Here is a 14,765-nt window from a genome sequence, read left to right as displayed (position 1 = left end):
GCCCAGGGACAGGAACGCCCGACTCCGGTCACGGGGTGGGCATGCCGCCGGTCACCGGGATGGTCGCGCCCACCACATAGGAGGACTCCGGCGAGGCCAGGAACACGTAGGCCGGGGCCAGCTCGGTGGGCTGCCCGGCGCGGCCCAGCGGGGTGGACTGGCCGAACTCCGGCAGGTCCTCCGACTTCTGGCCGCCGGAGGGCTGCAGCGGGGTCCAGATCGGACCGGGCGCCACGGCGTTCACGCGGATGCCCTTCGGGGCCAGCTGCTGGCCCAGGGCCTTCGTGAAGGTGTTGATGGCGGCCTTCGTGGCGGAGTAGTCCACCAGCTGCTCCGGGGCCATGTAGGCGACCACGGAGGTGGTGTTGATGATCGTGGAGCCCGGCTTCAGGTGCGGCAGGGCGGCCTTGACCAGGCGGAACTGGGCCAGGATGTTGATGTCGAAGGTGGCCTCGAGCTGCTCGTCGTCGATGTCCTCGATCGAGTCCTGCGCCACCTGCTTGCCGCCGTTGTTCACCAGCACGTCCAGCCCGCCGAGCTTCTCGACCGCCTGGGCCACGAGGTCGGCGCAGAACGTCTTGTCGCGCAGGTCGCCGGGGATCCCAGCGGCGGTGCGCCCCTCCGCCTGCAGGACCTCGAGGACGTGCTGGGCGTCCTTCTCCTCCTCGGGCAGGTAGCTGATGACGACGTCGGCGCCCTCGCGCGCGAACGCGATCGCGGTGGCCGCGCCGATGCCGGAGTCACCGCCGGTGATGAGCGCCTTGCGGCCCTCGAGACGGCCGGTGCCGCGGTAGGACTTCTCACCCAGGTCGGCCTTCGGCGTCATCTCCGCGTCCAGGCCGGTGCCCGGCAGCGACTGCTCCGGCGGGCTGATCACGGGGTAGCGCTTCGTGGGGTCCTGCAGGGTGAGCTGGTCGGTGGTGGTGGTGTTCGCGTCGTCGTGCGCCACGGGGTGCTCCTCACGGTCTCGGGGCGACGCGCGGTCTGCGCGCCGTCCTCCGAGCGTAGGGAGCAGCCCCCCGGCGGCGCCACGGCTGATCCCCGGGTCACCGGACGTGCCCCACCCGCTCCCCTGGATGACGAGCCCTGCGATATGGCCCCTAAACCACGCGTTTAGGGGCCATATCGCAGGGCTCGTCGCGAGGAGTCGGGGCCGGTGCCGGGGCCGGGCGTCACAGCCCGCCGTGCACGAACTCCCCGCCCACGGCGGTGGCGACGACGTCGATCGCCGCGATCTGGTCGCTCGGCACCGCGCGCGGGTCCTCGCTGAGCACCGTGAAGTCCGCGAGCTGGCCTGCGACGAGCCGTCCCTTGCGGCCGCCCCAGCCGGTCGCCTCCGCGGAGCCGACCGTGTAGGCGTGCAGGGCTTCGGCCACCGTGAGCCGCTCCGCGTCCGGGCCGTACTGCTCGCCGGTCTCGGTGCGGCGCAGCACGAAGTCCTGGATGACCTCCAGCGGGCGGCCGCCGGCCACGGGGCGGTCCGAGCTGCCGGGCAGCACCAGGCCCGCACGCAGCAGCCGGCCGGCCGGGTACGACAGCGCGGCCCGCTCCGGCCCGATCCGCTCCCGCACCGACCCGCCGAACGCACCGATGAAGTTCGGCTGGGTGGCCATCACGACCTCCAGCTCGGCCATGCGGGCCACCTGGTCGTCGCGGACCACCCCGCCGTGCTCCACGCGGTGCGGCATCACGGGCCGCCCGAACCGGCCCCGCGCCTCGGCGATCACGTCGAGGGCGAAGTCGAGGGCGGCGTCGCCGATCGCGTGCAGGGCCAGGGCCCAGCCGGCGGCCGCCGCACCGAGGCACGCCCGGCGCATCTCCCCCGCGTCCTGCTGCAGGTAGCCGCGGCCGTGGCCGTGCCCGCAGTAGTCCTCGGTCATCGCGGCGGTCTGCCCGAGCATCGACCCGTCCGTGAACACCTTCGCCGGCCCGATCTGCAGCCACTCGTCGCCCACCCCCGTGCGCACGCCGGCGTCGAGGGTGAGGTGCGTGCCGTCGTCGGGGTGGCCGTCCACCGGGCGCAGCGCATCCAGGGCGACCATCGTCTGGAAGCGGGTGCGCAGCAGCCCCGCGTCCCGGGCGCGCTGATACGCGCCGAACTCGAGCGGGCTGTGCCCGATCCACCCGCCGGCCACCCCCGCATCGGTCACCGAGGTGATGCCCTCGGCCGCGTACTCCTGCGACGCCCGCGCCAGGCACGCGCCGATGTGCTCGTGGGACTCCGGCTGCAGCAGCCGGGTCACCAGGCTCATGGCGGTCTCCTCCAACAGACCGGTGGGCCGGCCGGCGGCGTCCGTGAGGATCCGCCCGCCCTCGGGCTGCTGCAGCACCTGCTCCCCCACGCCGGCCAGGACCAGCACCGCCCCGGACACCGTGACGGCGTGGCCCGTGTTGTGGCGGATGAGCACGGGGCGCCCGGAGGCGGCGGCGTCGAGGCTGTCCCGGTCCGGCTGGGGGCCGGTGAGGTGGCCGGGATCGAAGCCGGTGCACGTCACCCAGGCGCCGGGGTCGAGCTCGGCGGCGCGGGCGCGGACCCGGCGGTGGACCTCCTCCGCGGTGCGCGCACCCTCGAGGTCCACGTCCAGCCGGGACTGGCCGAACCAGACGCTGTGCGCGTGGGCGTCGTTGAACCCGGCGAGGACGGTGCGCCCCCGCGCGTCGAGGCGTTCGCGCGCCGTCAAGCCGTCCAGCTCCTCGTCCACCCCGACGACGACGCCCCGCCACACCCCCAGCCGCGAGGCCGACGGGCGGGCGGGGTCGCCGGTGATGAGGCGGGCGTTCTCCACGATCAGGTCGAGCTGCATGGGGCGGGTCTCCTGGGGCGGGGCGGGCGGGCGAGGCGCGGGTGGGCGGCCTCGTCCGCGAGCGTAGCCGGGACGCGGGTCAGGGTGAGGTCTCGGCGGCGCTCACTTTCAGGGCCGAATACGACTCTCCCGGGCCCCAGAGCCCCCGGGAGAGTCGTATTCGGCCCACAAAGTGCGGAGGGCGCGGGTCAGGCGGTCGGCCCGCCGCCCGCGGCGGTCATCGCGCGTTCCAGGTCGGCCAGCAGCTCGGCGGTGGGCTCCACGCCCACGGACAGACGCACGAAACCGTCCGGGACGTCGTCGCCCCAGCGGGCGCGGCGCTCGGCCGCCGTGTGCGTGCCGCCGAAGCTGGTCTGCGGCACCACGTACTGCGCCGCGGCGATGAACCGCTCGGCCGCCGCCGCGTCCGCGAACCGCAGCCCGACGAGGCCGCCCGCCGCCGTCATCTGACGCGCCACGACCTCCGCGTCCGGGTGGTCCGCCAGCCCCGGGTAGACCACGGCGCGCACCGCCGGGTGGCCCGCGGCCAGCTCCGCGACCGCCTGCGCCGAGGCGCACATCCGGGCGAAGCGGACCTCGAGGGTCTCGAGACCGCGGTGGATGAGCCAGGCCTCGTGGGTGCCCAGGATCCCGCCGGCCAGGGTCCGCCAGCCGCGCACCCGCGCCATCACCTGCGGGTCCCGGCTGGCCACGTGCCCGCCGAGGGCGTCCGTGTGCCCGTTGACGGCCTTCGTGTCCGAGGCCATGACCACGTCCGCCCCCAGCTCCAGCGGGCGCTGCCCCAGGGGGGTCAGCAGCGTGTTGTCCACCACCACGAGGGCCCCCGCGCCGTCCCGGCGGCCGTTCGCGTGGGCGCGGGCGGCGACGTCCGCCAGGTCCGCCACGCGCAGCCCCGGGTTGGAGGGGGTCTCCACGAGCACCAGGTCGTAGCCGCTCAGGTCCGCATGGGCGAGCCCCTGGGTGGCGACCAGGTCCACGTGCACGCCTCGGGGCGTGAGGTGCTCGGCGGCGAGGGCGCGGGTGGGCCCGTAGCCGTCCGCGGGCAGGAGGGCGCGGTCCCCCGGGTGCAGCAGGGGCAGCAGGACGGCGGCGATCGCGGCCATGCCGGAGGGGACCACGGCGACGTCGGCGTCCTCCAGCGCGCCCAGGGCGGCCTCGAGCGCGGACCAGGTGGGCGTGGCCCAGCGCGCGTACTGGAAAGGCACGTCCGCGCCGGGGGCGGTGGGGGCGCCGTCCGGGTCCGCGCCGGGCAGGTGGAACGCGCTCGCGTGGACCAGCGGCGGGGAGATGGACTCCCCCGGGGCCATCCCGTGGGCGCGGTGGTGCAGGACGGTGCCGAAGGCGGGCGGCGGCGGGGCGGCGGACATGGCCCCGAGCGTAGTCCCGACCCCGGACGCGGCAGCGCGCCCCCTCCCTAGACTGGCGGACATGACCTCCGGCCCTCCCTCCCCCGCCCTGCCCGCCGGGCCCGCCGCCCACCTGCGCGGCGAGCACCTGACCGTCTCGCTCGGCGGGCACCGCGTGCTCACGGACGCCACGGTGCGGATCAACGCCGGCTCGCGGCTCGGGATCGTGGGTGAGAACGGGCGCGGCAAGACCACGCTGCTCCACGTGCTCACGGGCCGGATCACGCCCGACGTCGGCCGCGTGACGCGGGCGGGCACGCTCGCGTTCGTCCCGCAGGCGCTGCGGGCGCGGGCCGACGGGCGCTCCCGCACGGTGGGCGACCTGGTCCGCGACGCCCTCACGGGCCCGCACGCCGCACTCGAGGCCCTGGACGCCGCCGCGGCCGCCCTGGCCGAGGCCCCCGACGACGCCGGCGCCGGACACCGGTACTCCACCGCGCTGGAGCGGGCCCACCTCTACGACGCCTGGGACGCCGGCCGGCGCGTGGACATGGACCTCGAGGGGCTGCACGCGTGCACGGACCGCGAGCGCCCCCTCACATCGCTCTCGGTCGGCCAGCGCCACCGGGTGCGCCTGGCCGTCACCCTCGGCTCCCGGCCGGACCTGCTGCTGCTGGACGAGCCGACCAACCACCTGGACGACGTCGCCCTGGACTTCCTCACCCGCCGGCTGGTGGAGCACCCGGGCGGGGTCGCCGTCGTCAGCCACGACCGCGCCCTGCTGCGCGCCGTGTGCACCGACATCGTGGACCTGGATCCCAGCCAGGACGGGCGGCCGCGGCGGTACTCCGGCGGGTACGCCGGCTGGGCGAAGGGGCGCCGCCGCGCCCGGGCCGCCTGGGAGCAGGAGTACGCCGAGCAGAACGCCGAGCGCGAGCGGCTGGAGCTGGCCGTGGAGGACGCGCGGGAGCAGATGCAGGGCTCGTGGCGGCCCCCGAAGGGCACCGGCAAGCACCAGCGCTCGAGCCGGTCGGCGGGGATCGTGCAGATGTTCAACCGGCGCTTCGACGAGCTGGAGGCGCACCGGATCACCGTGCCCGAGCCGCCCCTGCGCCTGGACTGGCCGTTCGCGGACATGCCCGACGGCGACCCGCGGGACGGCGCGGACGCGGCGGCGGGCACGGCGGGCGGGCCGGGCACGGCGGGCGACGACGTCCTGCTCACCGCGGACGCCGTGCGCGTGGCCGGGCGGCTCGAGCAGCCGATGGGCGCGGCCCTCGTGCCGGGCGGCCGCGTGCTGGTGACGGGCCCGAACGGGGCCGGGAAGTCCACGCTGCTGCGCGTGCTCGCCGGGGACCTGGAGCCCACGAGCGGCTTGGTGACCGTGGGCGCCGACGTGCGCGTGCGCCTCGTGGCGCAGGAGACCCCCGCGTGGGACGAGGAGCGCACCGCCGCCGCCGTGTTCGAGGAGCACGTGCGCCGCGTCGGCGCGGACGAGGCCGGCGTCGACGACCTGGGCCGTCCCCTGCCGGCCCCCACGCTGCCCTCGCTCGGGCTGCTCACCGCCGAGGCCGCGGACACCCCGGTCGGACGCCTGTCCCAGGGGCAGCAGGCCCGTCTGCACCTGGCGATGGTGCTCATCGAGCGCCCCCACGTGCTGCTGCTGGACGAGCCGACGAACCACCTCTCCCCCGCGCTCGTGGACGAGATGACCGAGGCCCTGCAGGTCACGGAGCAGGCCGTCGTCGTGGTGACCCACGACCGGCAGATGCTCGCCGACCTCGCCGACTGGCCGCGCGTCGAGCTGCGGACCGACGCCGCGGCGGTGTGAGGCGGGCGGGGCCCCTGGCCACAGGCCCGGCCCGGCGGTCCGCCCTCAGAGGTGCGCCCGGCACAGCCGCCGCAGCGCCACGCGGGCCGGCAGTCGGTAGGCCAGGGCGACGACGGCGGGCCCGTGGACCGTCAGCCCCGCCCGGGTGCCGCGGGGGGTGGCGGTGAGGTCGTGCGTCATGGAGACCGCCGTCCCGGCCACCCGCACCGTCCACCGCCAGGTGCGGGCGTCGTCGTCGACCTCCTCGACCACGAACGGGACGCGCAGCCCCAGGGGCGCGTGGACCACGCCGCGAAGCCCGGCCCGCAGCCGGCGCCGTGGCGCCTCCACGGCGCGGATCTGCGGAGCCCACCGCGGCCACAGGCGCAGGTCGGCGTAGCGGGCCCAGGCCACGTCCACGGCGGCGGGCCCGGTCGTCGTCACGCGGCGGAACTGTCGGGGGCGGCGCGCGCGCCTCGCGCCGGCGGGGGTGCGGGTCCAGGGGGTCCGGATCATGGTGCCGAGCGTAGGGTCCGGACCGCCGGCCGGGACACGCCCGCCGGCCCGAGCGGCTCGGCCAGTGCACCGGGGGCGGCGTCGCGCTCCGGCAGGATGGGCGCATGACCCTCCCCACCCCCTCCGGCCGCTGGACGACGACGGCGCGGCCTGCCTTCGCCGTCGCCGCGGCCCTGTCCCTGGGCGGCAACCTGCTCTCACTGTGGATCGGCTCGTGGAAGTCCTCGGACCTGCCGGCCGACGCGGGCTACGCGGGCGTGCTCGAGGGCGGCTGGGAGCACATGCTCAACCAGCCCACGTACTTCACGTTCCTCTCGAACTTCCTGGTGGGGCTGACGTCCCTGCTGCTGGCGCTGCGCCTGCACCGGCCGGGCACGCTGTTCCGGGTGCTGCGGGTGACGGGGGTGGTGTGCATCGTGATCACGGGCGTGGTGTTCAACGTGCTGCTGCGGGACGCCGACCCGATGACCGCCGTCGAGCGGTTCAACGACACCCTGCAGCACATCGTCACGCCGATCCTCACCCCGGTGCTGTGGGCGGTCTTCGGGCCGCGGCGGCAGATCACGTGGCGGGTGGTGTGGTTGTCTACGCTCATCCCGCTCGCCTGGCTGGCGTTCACGCTGCTGCGCGGGCCGTGGCTGGACTGGTACCCGTACACGATCCTGGACGTCCCGCGGCTGGGCTACGACGGCGTCGCCGTCTACGTGGTGGCGATCCTCGTGTTCTTCGTGGCGGTCGCCGCCCTGCTGCGGGTGGCCGACGGCCTGCTGGCGCGGGCCGGCGTCGGGGTGGGGGCGGGCGCCGAGGCGGAGGCCCGGGTGGAGGCCCGTCCCTCCCCCTGACCCCGCCTCAGTCCGACGCCGCGCGGCCCACCTGCACCGCCCACGCGCGGACGAGCGCCTCGGCGACCTCCGGCTGGTCCAGGTGCACGTTGTGGCCGGCGGCGTCGAGCGCCGCGTAGGTGGCGCGCGGGTAATGCTCCAGGAGCGCGGCCTGGTCCCGGTAGCCGACGAGGTGGTCCTCCCGGCCGGTGAGGATCAGGGCGGGCCCCTCGAACGGCGGCGCGGCCTCCTCCGGCACGGCGTCCAGGACGTAGCGCGCGGACAGGCGCTTCAGCGCCTCCTCGTCCACGGCGCGGACGCCCGGCAGCGCGTGCTCGCGGAACCGCTCCCACGTGTCCCGCGTCAGCCGCGGGGACATCTCGAGGAACGGGGCGGCGTCGTCGGGGTCGAGGGTAGACATGAAGGCGTCGTCGCGCTCGCGCACCACCAGGTCGGTGCGGGTGCGCCGGTCCTCGTCCGGGTCGACGACGGGCGCGAGCAGCCCCAGCCCCAACACCTGCGCGCCGAACTCGGCCGCCACGTGCCGGGCGAGCAGGCCGCCGAGGGAGTTGCCGAGCACCGCGAACGGCCGCTCGCCGACCTCCGCGCGGATCCAGTCCACGAGCCAGGCGGCGAGCTCGGGGAGGCCGCCGTCGTCCTGGAGGGCCGAGGTCCGGCCGAAGCCCGGCAGGTCCACGTAGATCCGCTCGACCTCCCCGGCCTCGGCGAGGGCGTCGTCGAGCGGCAGCAGCAGCCGGTGGTCCACGCTGTTGCCGTGCACCGCGATCAGCGGGACGCCGGAGCCGCGGCGGACGACGTGGGGGTTCTCGGGGGTGTGCTCGGATGTGTGCTCGGTCATGGGTCCGAGCGTAGGGCTGAGCGCGCGGTGCCGCCCTCTCCCCGCCGCCCTCTCCTCGCCGCCCTCTCCCCGCTGCCCCCTCCCCACCGCTTTGCGGGCCGAATGCGACGCTCCCGTGCCCGATTCAGGGGCTCATCCGTCGGATTCGGCCCACAAAGTGCTCGGCCGGGCCGCCCGGTGCCGGCCGGTCACCAGAGCAGCTGGTCCCCGCGGATCTGCGTCTGGAGTCCGTCGATGCGCCCGAGCACGGAGACCTGCAGCAGGGCTGGCCAGGCGTGCACCACGAGCCCCAGGGCCACCGCGACCACGCCCCAGACCGGATGCCCGACGGCCGCCAGCGCCACGCCCGCCACCGCGTGCAGACCCGCGGAGGCGGCGTGGCTGACGAGGGAGCCCACGGCGGCGGTGCGGATGCGCCGCAGGTCGGCCCGGCCGGTGATGCGGCGGCTGATGGCCGCGTTCCAGCCGACGGCGCCCAGCTGCCGGGAGAGCCAGTCGGTGCGGACCCGGCGGGCGAGATCGCGCCAGCGCGTGTCCCGCCTCCACGGCCGGTCCACGAGCTGCCGCGAGGGCTCCCCGTAGAACGGGCCGAACCCGAAGGTCCCCACCGTGAGCACGCCGACGAACAGCCCCGGCGCCGTCGGCGCCATCAGCACGAAGGCGGACATCAGGGCGGCGACGGTGAGGGCCAGACCGGCGAGCGAGCGGGGAGTCATCACCGCGGACGCTAGCGCACCGGGCCCGCACCCCGGGCGATCCCCTCGAGCCGCCGCACGTGCGCGGCCCACCGCTCGGCGTCCCAGCCGGGCAGGTTGTCCCCGGGGCCGCGCAGGCCGGCCTGCCCGTCGATCCCCTCGCGCAGGATGTCGGCGTGGCCGGCATGGCGGGCCGCGTCGAGGGCCACGTGGGAGAGGATCTGCGCCAGAGTCACCTCGGCCAGGTGCGCGGGCCACCAGGGGACCCGCCCCCGCGCGTCGAGGACGAGGGCCTCGATGGTCGCGTCCGCGTGCGCGAAGCATCGCCGCGCGTAGTCGAGGACGTCCTCGAGGGTCTCGTCCTCGGCGGCGAACAGGTCCGCGCCGTTCTCCTCGCCCACCCCCGGCGCGTCCCAGGGCAGGGGGATGCCGGCGGGGCGGCCGAAGACCTCGCCGAAGTACTCGAGCTCGCACGTGGCCGCGTGCTTGAGCAGGCCCAGCAGGTTGGTGCCGGTGGGGGTGCGGGGCAGGCGGACCTCCCGCTCGGGCAGGCCGTCCAGCTTCGCGAAGAGGGCGTCGCGCTGCCGGCGCAGCCCCTGATGGAGGATCTCCTTGTGGTCCATGGGGTGAGCCTGCCGGGATTCAGGCCGCGCGGACGGCCCTGGCCCGTGGCCCGACGTCGTCGCGGACGTCCGGCGCCCCGGGCCGCCGTCGTCGGTCCTCAGCCCTCCCGGCGCGGGACCACGGTGATGGCCCGGGTGTCCGGGGCGGTGTCCGCGACGTGGTCCATGGCCTCGTCCACGTCCCCGGTGCGCTCGTAGGCCGCGTGGATCTGCTCCCACAGGCGGGCGTTGCGGACGCCGATCGCCGCCGGATCCAGCACGGGGTCCTGGCCCGCTCGGCGCTGGCGGTCGTAGTCCTTGAACAGCCGGATGGCCACGGGGCTCAGCAGGATGAGTGCCACGATGTTCACCCACGTGTAGAGGCCGACGCCGAAGTCGGCGAACGCCCACACGAGGGCCGAGCTCTGCACGGACCCGAACACCATGGAGCCGGCCAGCATCAGCCGGGCGATCGCGATGACCGCGCGCTGCGCCGTCTTGTTCGGGATGAGGTAGGCGACATTCGTCTCCGCGTAGAACGCGAAGGAGAGCAGGGTGGTGAAGGAGAAGAGGAAGACGGCAATCGCCACGAAGGACGGGCCGAAGGCGGGCAGTGCCTCGTCGATGGCGATCTGGACCCACGCCGGGCCCTCCTCGACGCCGGGCACGTGCTCCGCGAGCAGACTCTCCCCGTCCGGGCCCAGCACGTTGAAGCTGTTCGTGGCGAGGATCATCAGGCCGGTCATGGTGCAGACGAACAGGGTGTCCACGTAGGCGGAGAACGCCTGGGCCAGGCCCTGCTTCACGGGGTGGGAGACGTGGGCGGCCGCCGAGGCCTGGGCGCCCGAACCGGTGCCGATCTCGGTGGAGTACACGGCACGGCGCACGCCCCACGCGACGGCGGCACCGAGGATGCCGCCGTAGACCGAGTCCAGGCCCAGCGCGCTGGAGAAGATCAGCCCGAACATCGCGGGGACCTGCTGCCACATGAGCCCGACGACGAGCAGCCCCACCAGGATGTACGCGCCGGCCATGAACGGGACCACGAGGCCCACCGTGCGGCCCAGGCGGTGCATGCCGCCGAACACGATCACGCAGAACAGCACGGCCATCCCGAGACCCACCCACAGCGGATCCCAACCCCATGCCTCGGTCGTGGCGGCGGTGACGGCGTTGGCCTGGATCTGCGGGCCGGTGAAGACCGTCGCGAACACGGTGGCCGCGGCGTACGCGACCGCCAGCCACCGCCAGTTCCGGCCGAGCCCCTCGAGGATGTAGTACGCGGGCCCGCCGCGGTACTCGCCGCGGACCTTGTGCTTGTAGAGCTGCGCCAGCGAGCTCTCCACGAGCGCCACGGGGGCGCCGAGGATCGCCGTCACCCACATCCAGAACAGCGCGCCCGGGCCGCCCAGGTAGATCGCGGCCGCGACGCCCGCGATGTTGCCGACCCCGATGCGCCCGCCCAGGGCCATGGCGAACGACTGGAACGAGCTGATCCCCGCCGACGACGATCCTCCCCTGACCAGCTGGCCCACCATGTCCTTGAGCAGCCGCACCTGGGGAGCCGCCATGCGGATCGTGAAGTACAGGCCCAGGGCGAGGAGCCCGACGACCATGGGCAGGCTCCACATGATCGAGTTGGCGGCGGTGACGAACTGCTCCATGGTCACTTCCCAGGTCGCGGACAGGATCCGTGCACTCCATCACATTCGGGCCACCCCGGGCACCCCTGAGCCCCCGGGGGTCCGCGCGGGACCGGCAGGGTCGGCCGGCCAGACACGCCGTGCCGCCCCCGCACCGGCTCACCCCTGCCCCGCTCCCGCCTCCTCCCGCACTGTCACCGCCAGCTCGATGTGTCCGGCCTCCGGGTCCGCGAGGATCTGGCGGATCTCCGGCGCGGCACCGGCGTCCTCCATGTCGAACGCGTCCATGAGCCCCAGCAGATCCGGATGGGGCAGCGCGCCGCCGGGGGCGTCGTCGAGCAGGTCGACCTCGCCCGTGTCGGCCCGCACGTCCACGTACCGCTCCACGCGGCGCGGCAGCGTCCCGGCCACCACCTCGTGCCCGTCGACCCTGAGACCCGCGGGAGCCGGGCCGCTCAGCGGGACGGCCAGGACGGTCTCCACGACGTCGGCGGCGCCCGGCACCGGACGCAGCGCCGTCCACAGCGGCCCGGCGGGTGCCGACCCCGCCTCCGCGAGTGCCTGGAACAGCGTCGCGAAGGCGGCGTTCGCGCGCTCGGTGGTCGACTCCTCACCGGCCTCGTCCAGGGCCACCCGCTGCACGACGCCGGCCCACGGCGTCGGCCCGACCGTGCGCTCCGCCACGGGGCCGGGACGGGCGGGGCCGCCGTCGTCGTCGGGATCCGGGGCCGCGTAGACACCGGCGACCGCGAGCGCGAGCGCGCGGTCCTCGAGGTCGCGGCGGCGTCGCAGCTCGGCCGCGTGCGCCTTCGCGCTCAGTCCGGTGGCGAGGGCGAACTCGCCGACGGTCATCAGGGGGCTCATGGGGCGACCTCTCTCTCAGGTGATCCCAGCGTGGGCGTTCCCCCAAGGGGAGGGTCAAGCGTCGCCCACGGCGCCGCCGCGCGCCGTCCCCGGCACAGCTCTGCGACTGTTACCCCGCGCGTCCTGCGCGGCGCGCGGGCCCGGCCGCACACTGTCTCATGGCAGGCATGATCATCACCGGACTCCTCCTCGGCCTCGTCCTGGGCTTCGTGTTCCAGCGCGGACGCTTCTGCGTCACGGGCGCCTTCCGTGACCTGTTCACCATCCGGTCCACCCGCTGGCTCACCGCGTTCATGGTGATCGTGGCCGTCCAGTCGGTGGGCGTGTTCGCCCTCGACGCGCTCGGCGTGATCACCCTGGAGGCGGAGACGTTCCCGTGGCTCGGCACGATCATCGGCGGCCTGATCTTCGGCTTCTCGATCGTGCTCGCGGGCGGCTGTGCCACCGGCACGTACTACCGCGCGGGCGAGGGCCTCGTGGGCTCGTGGTTCGCGCTGATCTTCTACATCGTGGGCGCCACCGCGTTCCGCAAGGGCCCGCTGGCCGGCACCACCGAGGCCGTCCGCTCCGTCGAGACGCAGACGGGTTCGTTCCAGCAGCTCACGGGGCTGTCCCCGTGGGTGTTCGTGGCGCTGCTCGTGGCCGGCGTCGGCCTGGCCGTGCGTCATCACCTGCGCCGCGAGGCGGCCATGACCCGCTTCCGCCTGCCCGCCGCCAAGACCGGCCTCGCGCACGTGCTCACCGAGAAGGCGTGGCACCCGTTCGTCACCGCCGCGATCATCGGCGTGCTGGCGATCCTCGCGTGGCCGCTCTCCTGGGCGACCGGCCGCGAGTCCGGCCTGGGCATCACCGGCCCGTCCGCGAACATCGGCGCGTTCATCGGCACGGGCGAACTCGAGCTCGTGGACTGGGGCGTGCTGATGGTGACGGGCCTGCTGATCGGCTCGTTCATCGCCGCGAAGGCCTCCGGCGAGTTCCGCGTCCGCGTTCCCGAGGCGCAGACCACCGTCCGCTCGATCATCGGCGGCCTCGGCATGGGCTGGGGCGCGGCGTGGGCCGGCGGCTGCACCATCGGCAACGCGATGGTGAACACCGCGACCTTCAGCTTCCAGGGCTGGACCGCCCTCGTGTTCATGGTGCTGGGCACCGGCCTGGCGGCCAAGCTCTTCATCCTCAACCACCGCGGCAAGGGCACGACGCCGGCCCCCACCTCCGGCTCTGGCCTCACCTCGGCCGAGGGCGCGGCGGCGGACGCCGGGGCGGCCCGCCCCGTGAAGCTCACGCCGATCGGCTGAGCCGACCCGCCCACGAACGACCTCTGACCACCGACACCAAGGAGAGAACATCATGGCGAAGCACCTGCTCGAGACCGACGGCCAGGTCTGCCCCTTCCCGCTCGTGGAGGCCAACCAGGCGATGCAGCAGATCCCCTCCGGGGACGAGCTCGTGATCGACTTCGACTGCACCCAGGCCACCGACTCCCTGCCCCGCTGGGCCGCGGAGAACGGCCACGAGGTCACCGACTTCGTGAAGCGCGGCGCCGCGGAGTGGACGATCACCGTGAAGAAGGGCTGAGGGGCGGAGGAGCCCCTCGGCACCTCCGCACTCCGCAGGGGGCTCAGACCTCCAGCAGCACCTTGATCTCGCGGCGCTCGTCCATGGCCTGGTACGCCTCGGCGGCGTCGTCGAGCGGCATGCGCGCGGTGAACACGCGGCCGGGCTGGATCTCGCCGGACTGGATGCGCTCGATCAGCTCGGGTAGGAAGCGGCGGACGGGGGCGGGCCCGCCCTCGAGGTGGATCTCCCGGGCGAAGAGGTCGGAGCCGTCGAGGGTCTGGTCGTGGGAGACGCCCACGAACCCGACGTACCCGCCGGGGCGCACCGAGGCCAGGGCCTGGTCCATGGAGCCCTGCGTGCCGACGGCCTCGCACACCCCGTGCGCGCCGTAGCCGCCGGTGAGCTCGCGCACCTGGGCGGCGCCCTCCTCGCCGCGCTCGGCGATCACGACGTCCGCGCCGAACTCACGGGCGAGCGCGGCCCGATCCTCATGGCGGGAGAACACGATGACCTGCTCCGCGCCGAGGGTCTTGGCGGCCAGGACGGCGCACAGGCCGACGGCGCCGTCGCCGACCACGGCGATGGTCTTGCCGGGGCCGGCCTGCGCGGCGACGGCGGCGTACCAGCCGGTGCCGAGCACATCCGAGGCGGCGAGGTAGTCGGCCAGGCGGTCCGGGTCCGAGGGCTCACCCCCGGGCACCTTCACGAGGGAGCCGTCCGCGAGCTCGACACGCATGTACTGCGCCTGGCTGCCCGTGTACTCGCCGGCGTTGACGCAGCGGGACTGGTAGCCGGCCTGGCAGATCTCGCACGTGTTGTCCGAGAGCATGAACGAGCCGATCACGAAGTCACCGACCTCGAGGGTGGCGACGTCCTCGCCCTTCTCCACGATCGTGCCGACGTACTCGTGGCCCATGCGCCGGTGGTCGACGTCGTTGTGACCGCGGTAGGGCCACAGGTCCGAGCCGCACACGCACGCGGCGGCCAGCTTCAGGACGACGTCCGTGGGCTGAGCGACGCGCGGGGTGTCCACCTCCTCCACGACGACGTCGCCCGGCGCGCGCATGACGACGGCCTTCATCGTCTCGGGGATGGCAGGGGTGGCGGGGGTCTGTGCGGTCATGGTCTGTCCTCCGGTCTGGCCCGGCGGTCCGGGCGGCGGTGTGCGGGGACCAGTCTTGCGCCCCTGAGCCGTGGAGACGACACATCGACGTCGCAGGCGGGGCCGGTGGATGACCGCGCGCCAGC

Annotated in this window: 14 protein-coding genes; 4 read left to right on the top strand and 10 right to left on the bottom strand. The window is 74.8% G+C overall.

Annotated features, from left to right (window positions below):
- Window positions 1–28: 28 nt before the first annotated feature.
- The 3 genes from HDA34_RS07240 to HDA34_RS07230 form a co-directional block, all read right to left on the bottom strand.
- On the bottom strand, window positions 29–949 hold the full coding sequence (locus HDA34_RS07240; RefSeq protein ID WP_060973477.1) for an SDR family oxidoreductase: 921 nt from the start codon (window positions 947–949) through the stop codon (window positions 29–31).
- A 223-nt stretch (window positions 950–1,172) separates the two neighbouring features.
- Window positions 1,173–2,804, bottom strand: coding sequence for an amidohydrolase (locus HDA34_RS07235; protein ID WP_101967770.1), 1,632 nt, complete (start codon window positions 2,802–2,804; stop codon window positions 1,173–1,175).
- 188 nt (window positions 2,805–2,992) lie between these two features.
- Window positions 2,993–4,171 (bottom strand): cystathionine gamma-lyase, encoded by a 1,179-nt coding sequence (locus tag HDA34_RS07230; protein ID WP_095353522.1) that lies wholly within the window; start codon window positions 4,169–4,171, stop codon window positions 2,993–2,995.
- 61 nt (window positions 4,172–4,232) lie between these two features.
- On the opposite strand from HDA34_RS07230, the gene HDA34_RS07225 reads away from it, so the two are divergent.
- Window positions 4,233–5,981 (top strand): ABC-F family ATP-binding cassette domain-containing protein, encoded by a 1,749-nt coding sequence (locus HDA34_RS07225; RefSeq protein WP_036315586.1) that lies wholly within the window; start codon window positions 4,233–4,235, stop codon window positions 5,979–5,981.
- 45 nt (window positions 5,982–6,026) lie between these two features.
- Here the strand turns inward: HDA34_RS07225 and HDA34_RS07220 are convergent, their stop codons facing one another.
- The gene (locus tag HDA34_RS07220; RefSeq protein ID WP_020627043.1) at window positions 6,027–6,476 is read right to left on the bottom strand and encodes an SRPBCC family protein; all 450 of its coding nucleotides are present in this window, start codon (window positions 6,474–6,476) and stop codon (window positions 6,027–6,029) included.
- 104 nt (window positions 6,477–6,580) lie between these two features.
- Here HDA34_RS07220 and HDA34_RS07215 point away from each other — a divergent pair, with 104 nt between their 5' ends.
- On the top strand, window positions 6,581–7,318 hold the full coding sequence (locus HDA34_RS07215; RefSeq protein WP_020627044.1) for a Pr6Pr family membrane protein: 738 nt from the start codon (window positions 6,581–6,583) through the stop codon (window positions 7,316–7,318).
- A 7-nt stretch (window positions 7,319–7,325) separates the two neighbouring features.
- On the opposite strand, the gene HDA34_RS07210 is transcribed toward HDA34_RS07215, so the two are convergent.
- From HDA34_RS07210 to HDA34_RS07190, 5 genes are all read right to left on the bottom strand, one after another.
- Window positions 7,326–8,156 carry an alpha/beta fold hydrolase gene (locus tag HDA34_RS07210; RefSeq protein ID WP_020627045.1) on the bottom strand — a complete coding sequence of 277 codons (831 nt, stop codon included), beginning with the start codon at window positions 8,154–8,156 and terminating at the stop codon, window positions 7,326–7,328.
- Window positions 8,157–8,344: 188 nt separating this feature from the next.
- Window positions 8,345–8,872 carry a hypothetical protein gene (locus HDA34_RS07205; protein WP_036315583.1) on the bottom strand — a complete coding sequence of 176 codons (528 nt, stop codon included), beginning with the start codon at window positions 8,870–8,872 and terminating at the stop codon, window positions 8,345–8,347.
- 11 nt (window positions 8,873–8,883) lie between these two features.
- Window positions 8,884–9,474, bottom strand: a complete 591-nt coding sequence (locus tag HDA34_RS07200; RefSeq protein ID WP_044659356.1) for a DinB family protein — start codon at window positions 9,472–9,474, stop codon at window positions 8,884–8,886.
- A gap of 98 nt (window positions 9,475–9,572) precedes the next feature.
- On the bottom strand, window positions 9,573–11,117 hold the full coding sequence (locus HDA34_RS07195) for an alanine/glycine:cation symporter family protein (protein WP_044659357.1): 1,545 nt from the start codon (window positions 11,115–11,117) through the stop codon (window positions 9,573–9,575).
- Between the two features lie 138 nt (window positions 11,118–11,255).
- Window positions 11,256–11,960: a hypothetical protein gene (locus HDA34_RS07190; protein WP_044659358.1), complete on the bottom strand. Its 705-nt coding sequence runs from the start codon at window positions 11,958–11,960 to the stop codon at window positions 11,256–11,258.
- A 167-nt stretch (window positions 11,961–12,127) separates the two neighbouring features.
- Between HDA34_RS07190 and HDA34_RS07185 the strand changes: the two genes are divergently transcribed.
- Window positions 12,128–13,255: a YeeE/YedE family protein gene (locus tag HDA34_RS07185; RefSeq protein ID WP_134377331.1), complete on the top strand. Its 1,128-nt coding sequence runs from the start codon at window positions 12,128–12,130 to the stop codon at window positions 13,253–13,255.
- A 52-nt stretch (window positions 13,256–13,307) separates the two neighbouring features.
- Window positions 13,308–13,535: a sulfurtransferase TusA family protein gene (locus tag HDA34_RS07180; RefSeq protein ID WP_002855519.1), complete on the top strand. Its 228-nt coding sequence runs from the start codon at window positions 13,308–13,310 to the stop codon at window positions 13,533–13,535.
- Window positions 13,536–13,578: 43 nt separating this feature from the next.
- Here HDA34_RS07180 and HDA34_RS07175 read toward each other — a convergent pair whose 3' ends face one another.
- Window positions 13,579–14,640: a zinc-binding dehydrogenase gene (locus HDA34_RS07175; protein ID WP_044659360.1), complete on the bottom strand. Its 1,062-nt coding sequence runs from the start codon at window positions 14,638–14,640 to the stop codon at window positions 13,579–13,581.
- Window positions 14,641–14,765: the final 125 nt, after the last annotated feature.

Origin of the sequence: Micrococcus luteus (genome assembly GCF_014138885.1) — a bacterium.
Taxonomy (GTDB): Bacteria; Actinomycetota; Actinomycetes; order Actinomycetales; family Micrococcaceae; genus Micrococcus; species Micrococcus luteus.
The sequence above is the reverse complement of the archived record's forward strand: the minus strand, read 5'-3'. Positions and strand labels throughout refer to the sequence as shown.

Coding starts and splice junctions, on each gene's coding strand:
- HDA34_RS07235 (WP_101967770.1), bottom strand. CDS start 2,804: ATGCAGCTCGACCTGATCGTGGAGAACGCCCGCCTCATCACCGGCGAC.
- HDA34_RS07230 (WP_095353522.1), bottom strand. CDS start 4,171: ATGTCCGCCGCCCCGCCGCCGCCCGCCTTCGGCACCGTCCTGCACCAC.
- HDA34_RS07225 (WP_036315586.1), top strand. CDS start 4,233: ATGACCTCCGGCCCTCCCTCCCCCGCCCTGCCCGCCGGGCCCGCCGCC.
- HDA34_RS07220 (WP_020627043.1), bottom strand. CDS start 6,476: ATGATCCGGACCCCCTGGACCCGCACCCCCGCCGGCGCGAGGCGCGCG.
- HDA34_RS07215 (WP_020627044.1), top strand. CDS start 6,581: ATGACCCTCCCCACCCCCTCCGGCCGCTGGACGACGACGGCGCGGCCT.
- HDA34_RS07210 (WP_020627045.1), bottom strand. CDS start 8,156: ATGACCGAGCACACATCCGAGCACACCCCCGAGAACCCCCACGTCGTC.
- HDA34_RS07205 (WP_036315583.1), bottom strand. CDS start 8,872: ATGACTCCCCGCTCGCTCGCCGGTCTGGCCCTCACCGTCGCCGCCCTG.
- HDA34_RS07200 (WP_044659356.1), bottom strand. CDS start 9,474: ATGGACCACAAGGAGATCCTCCATCAGGGGCTGCGCCGGCAGCGCGAC.
- HDA34_RS07195 (WP_044659357.1), bottom strand. CDS start 11,117: ATGGAGCAGTTCGTCACCGCCGCCAACTCGATCATGTGGAGCCTGCCC.
- HDA34_RS07190 (WP_044659358.1), bottom strand. CDS start 11,960: ATGAGCCCCCTGATGACCGTCGGCGAGTTCGCCCTCGCCACCGGACTG.
- HDA34_RS07185 (WP_134377331.1), top strand. CDS start 12,128: ATGATCATCACCGGACTCCTCCTCGGCCTCGTCCTGGGCTTCGTGTTC.
- HDA34_RS07180 (WP_002855519.1), top strand. CDS start 13,308: ATGGCGAAGCACCTGCTCGAGACCGACGGCCAGGTCTGCCCCTTCCCG.
- HDA34_RS07175 (WP_044659360.1), bottom strand. CDS start 14,640: ATGACCGCACAGACCCCCGCCACCCCTGCCATCCCCGAGACGATGAAG.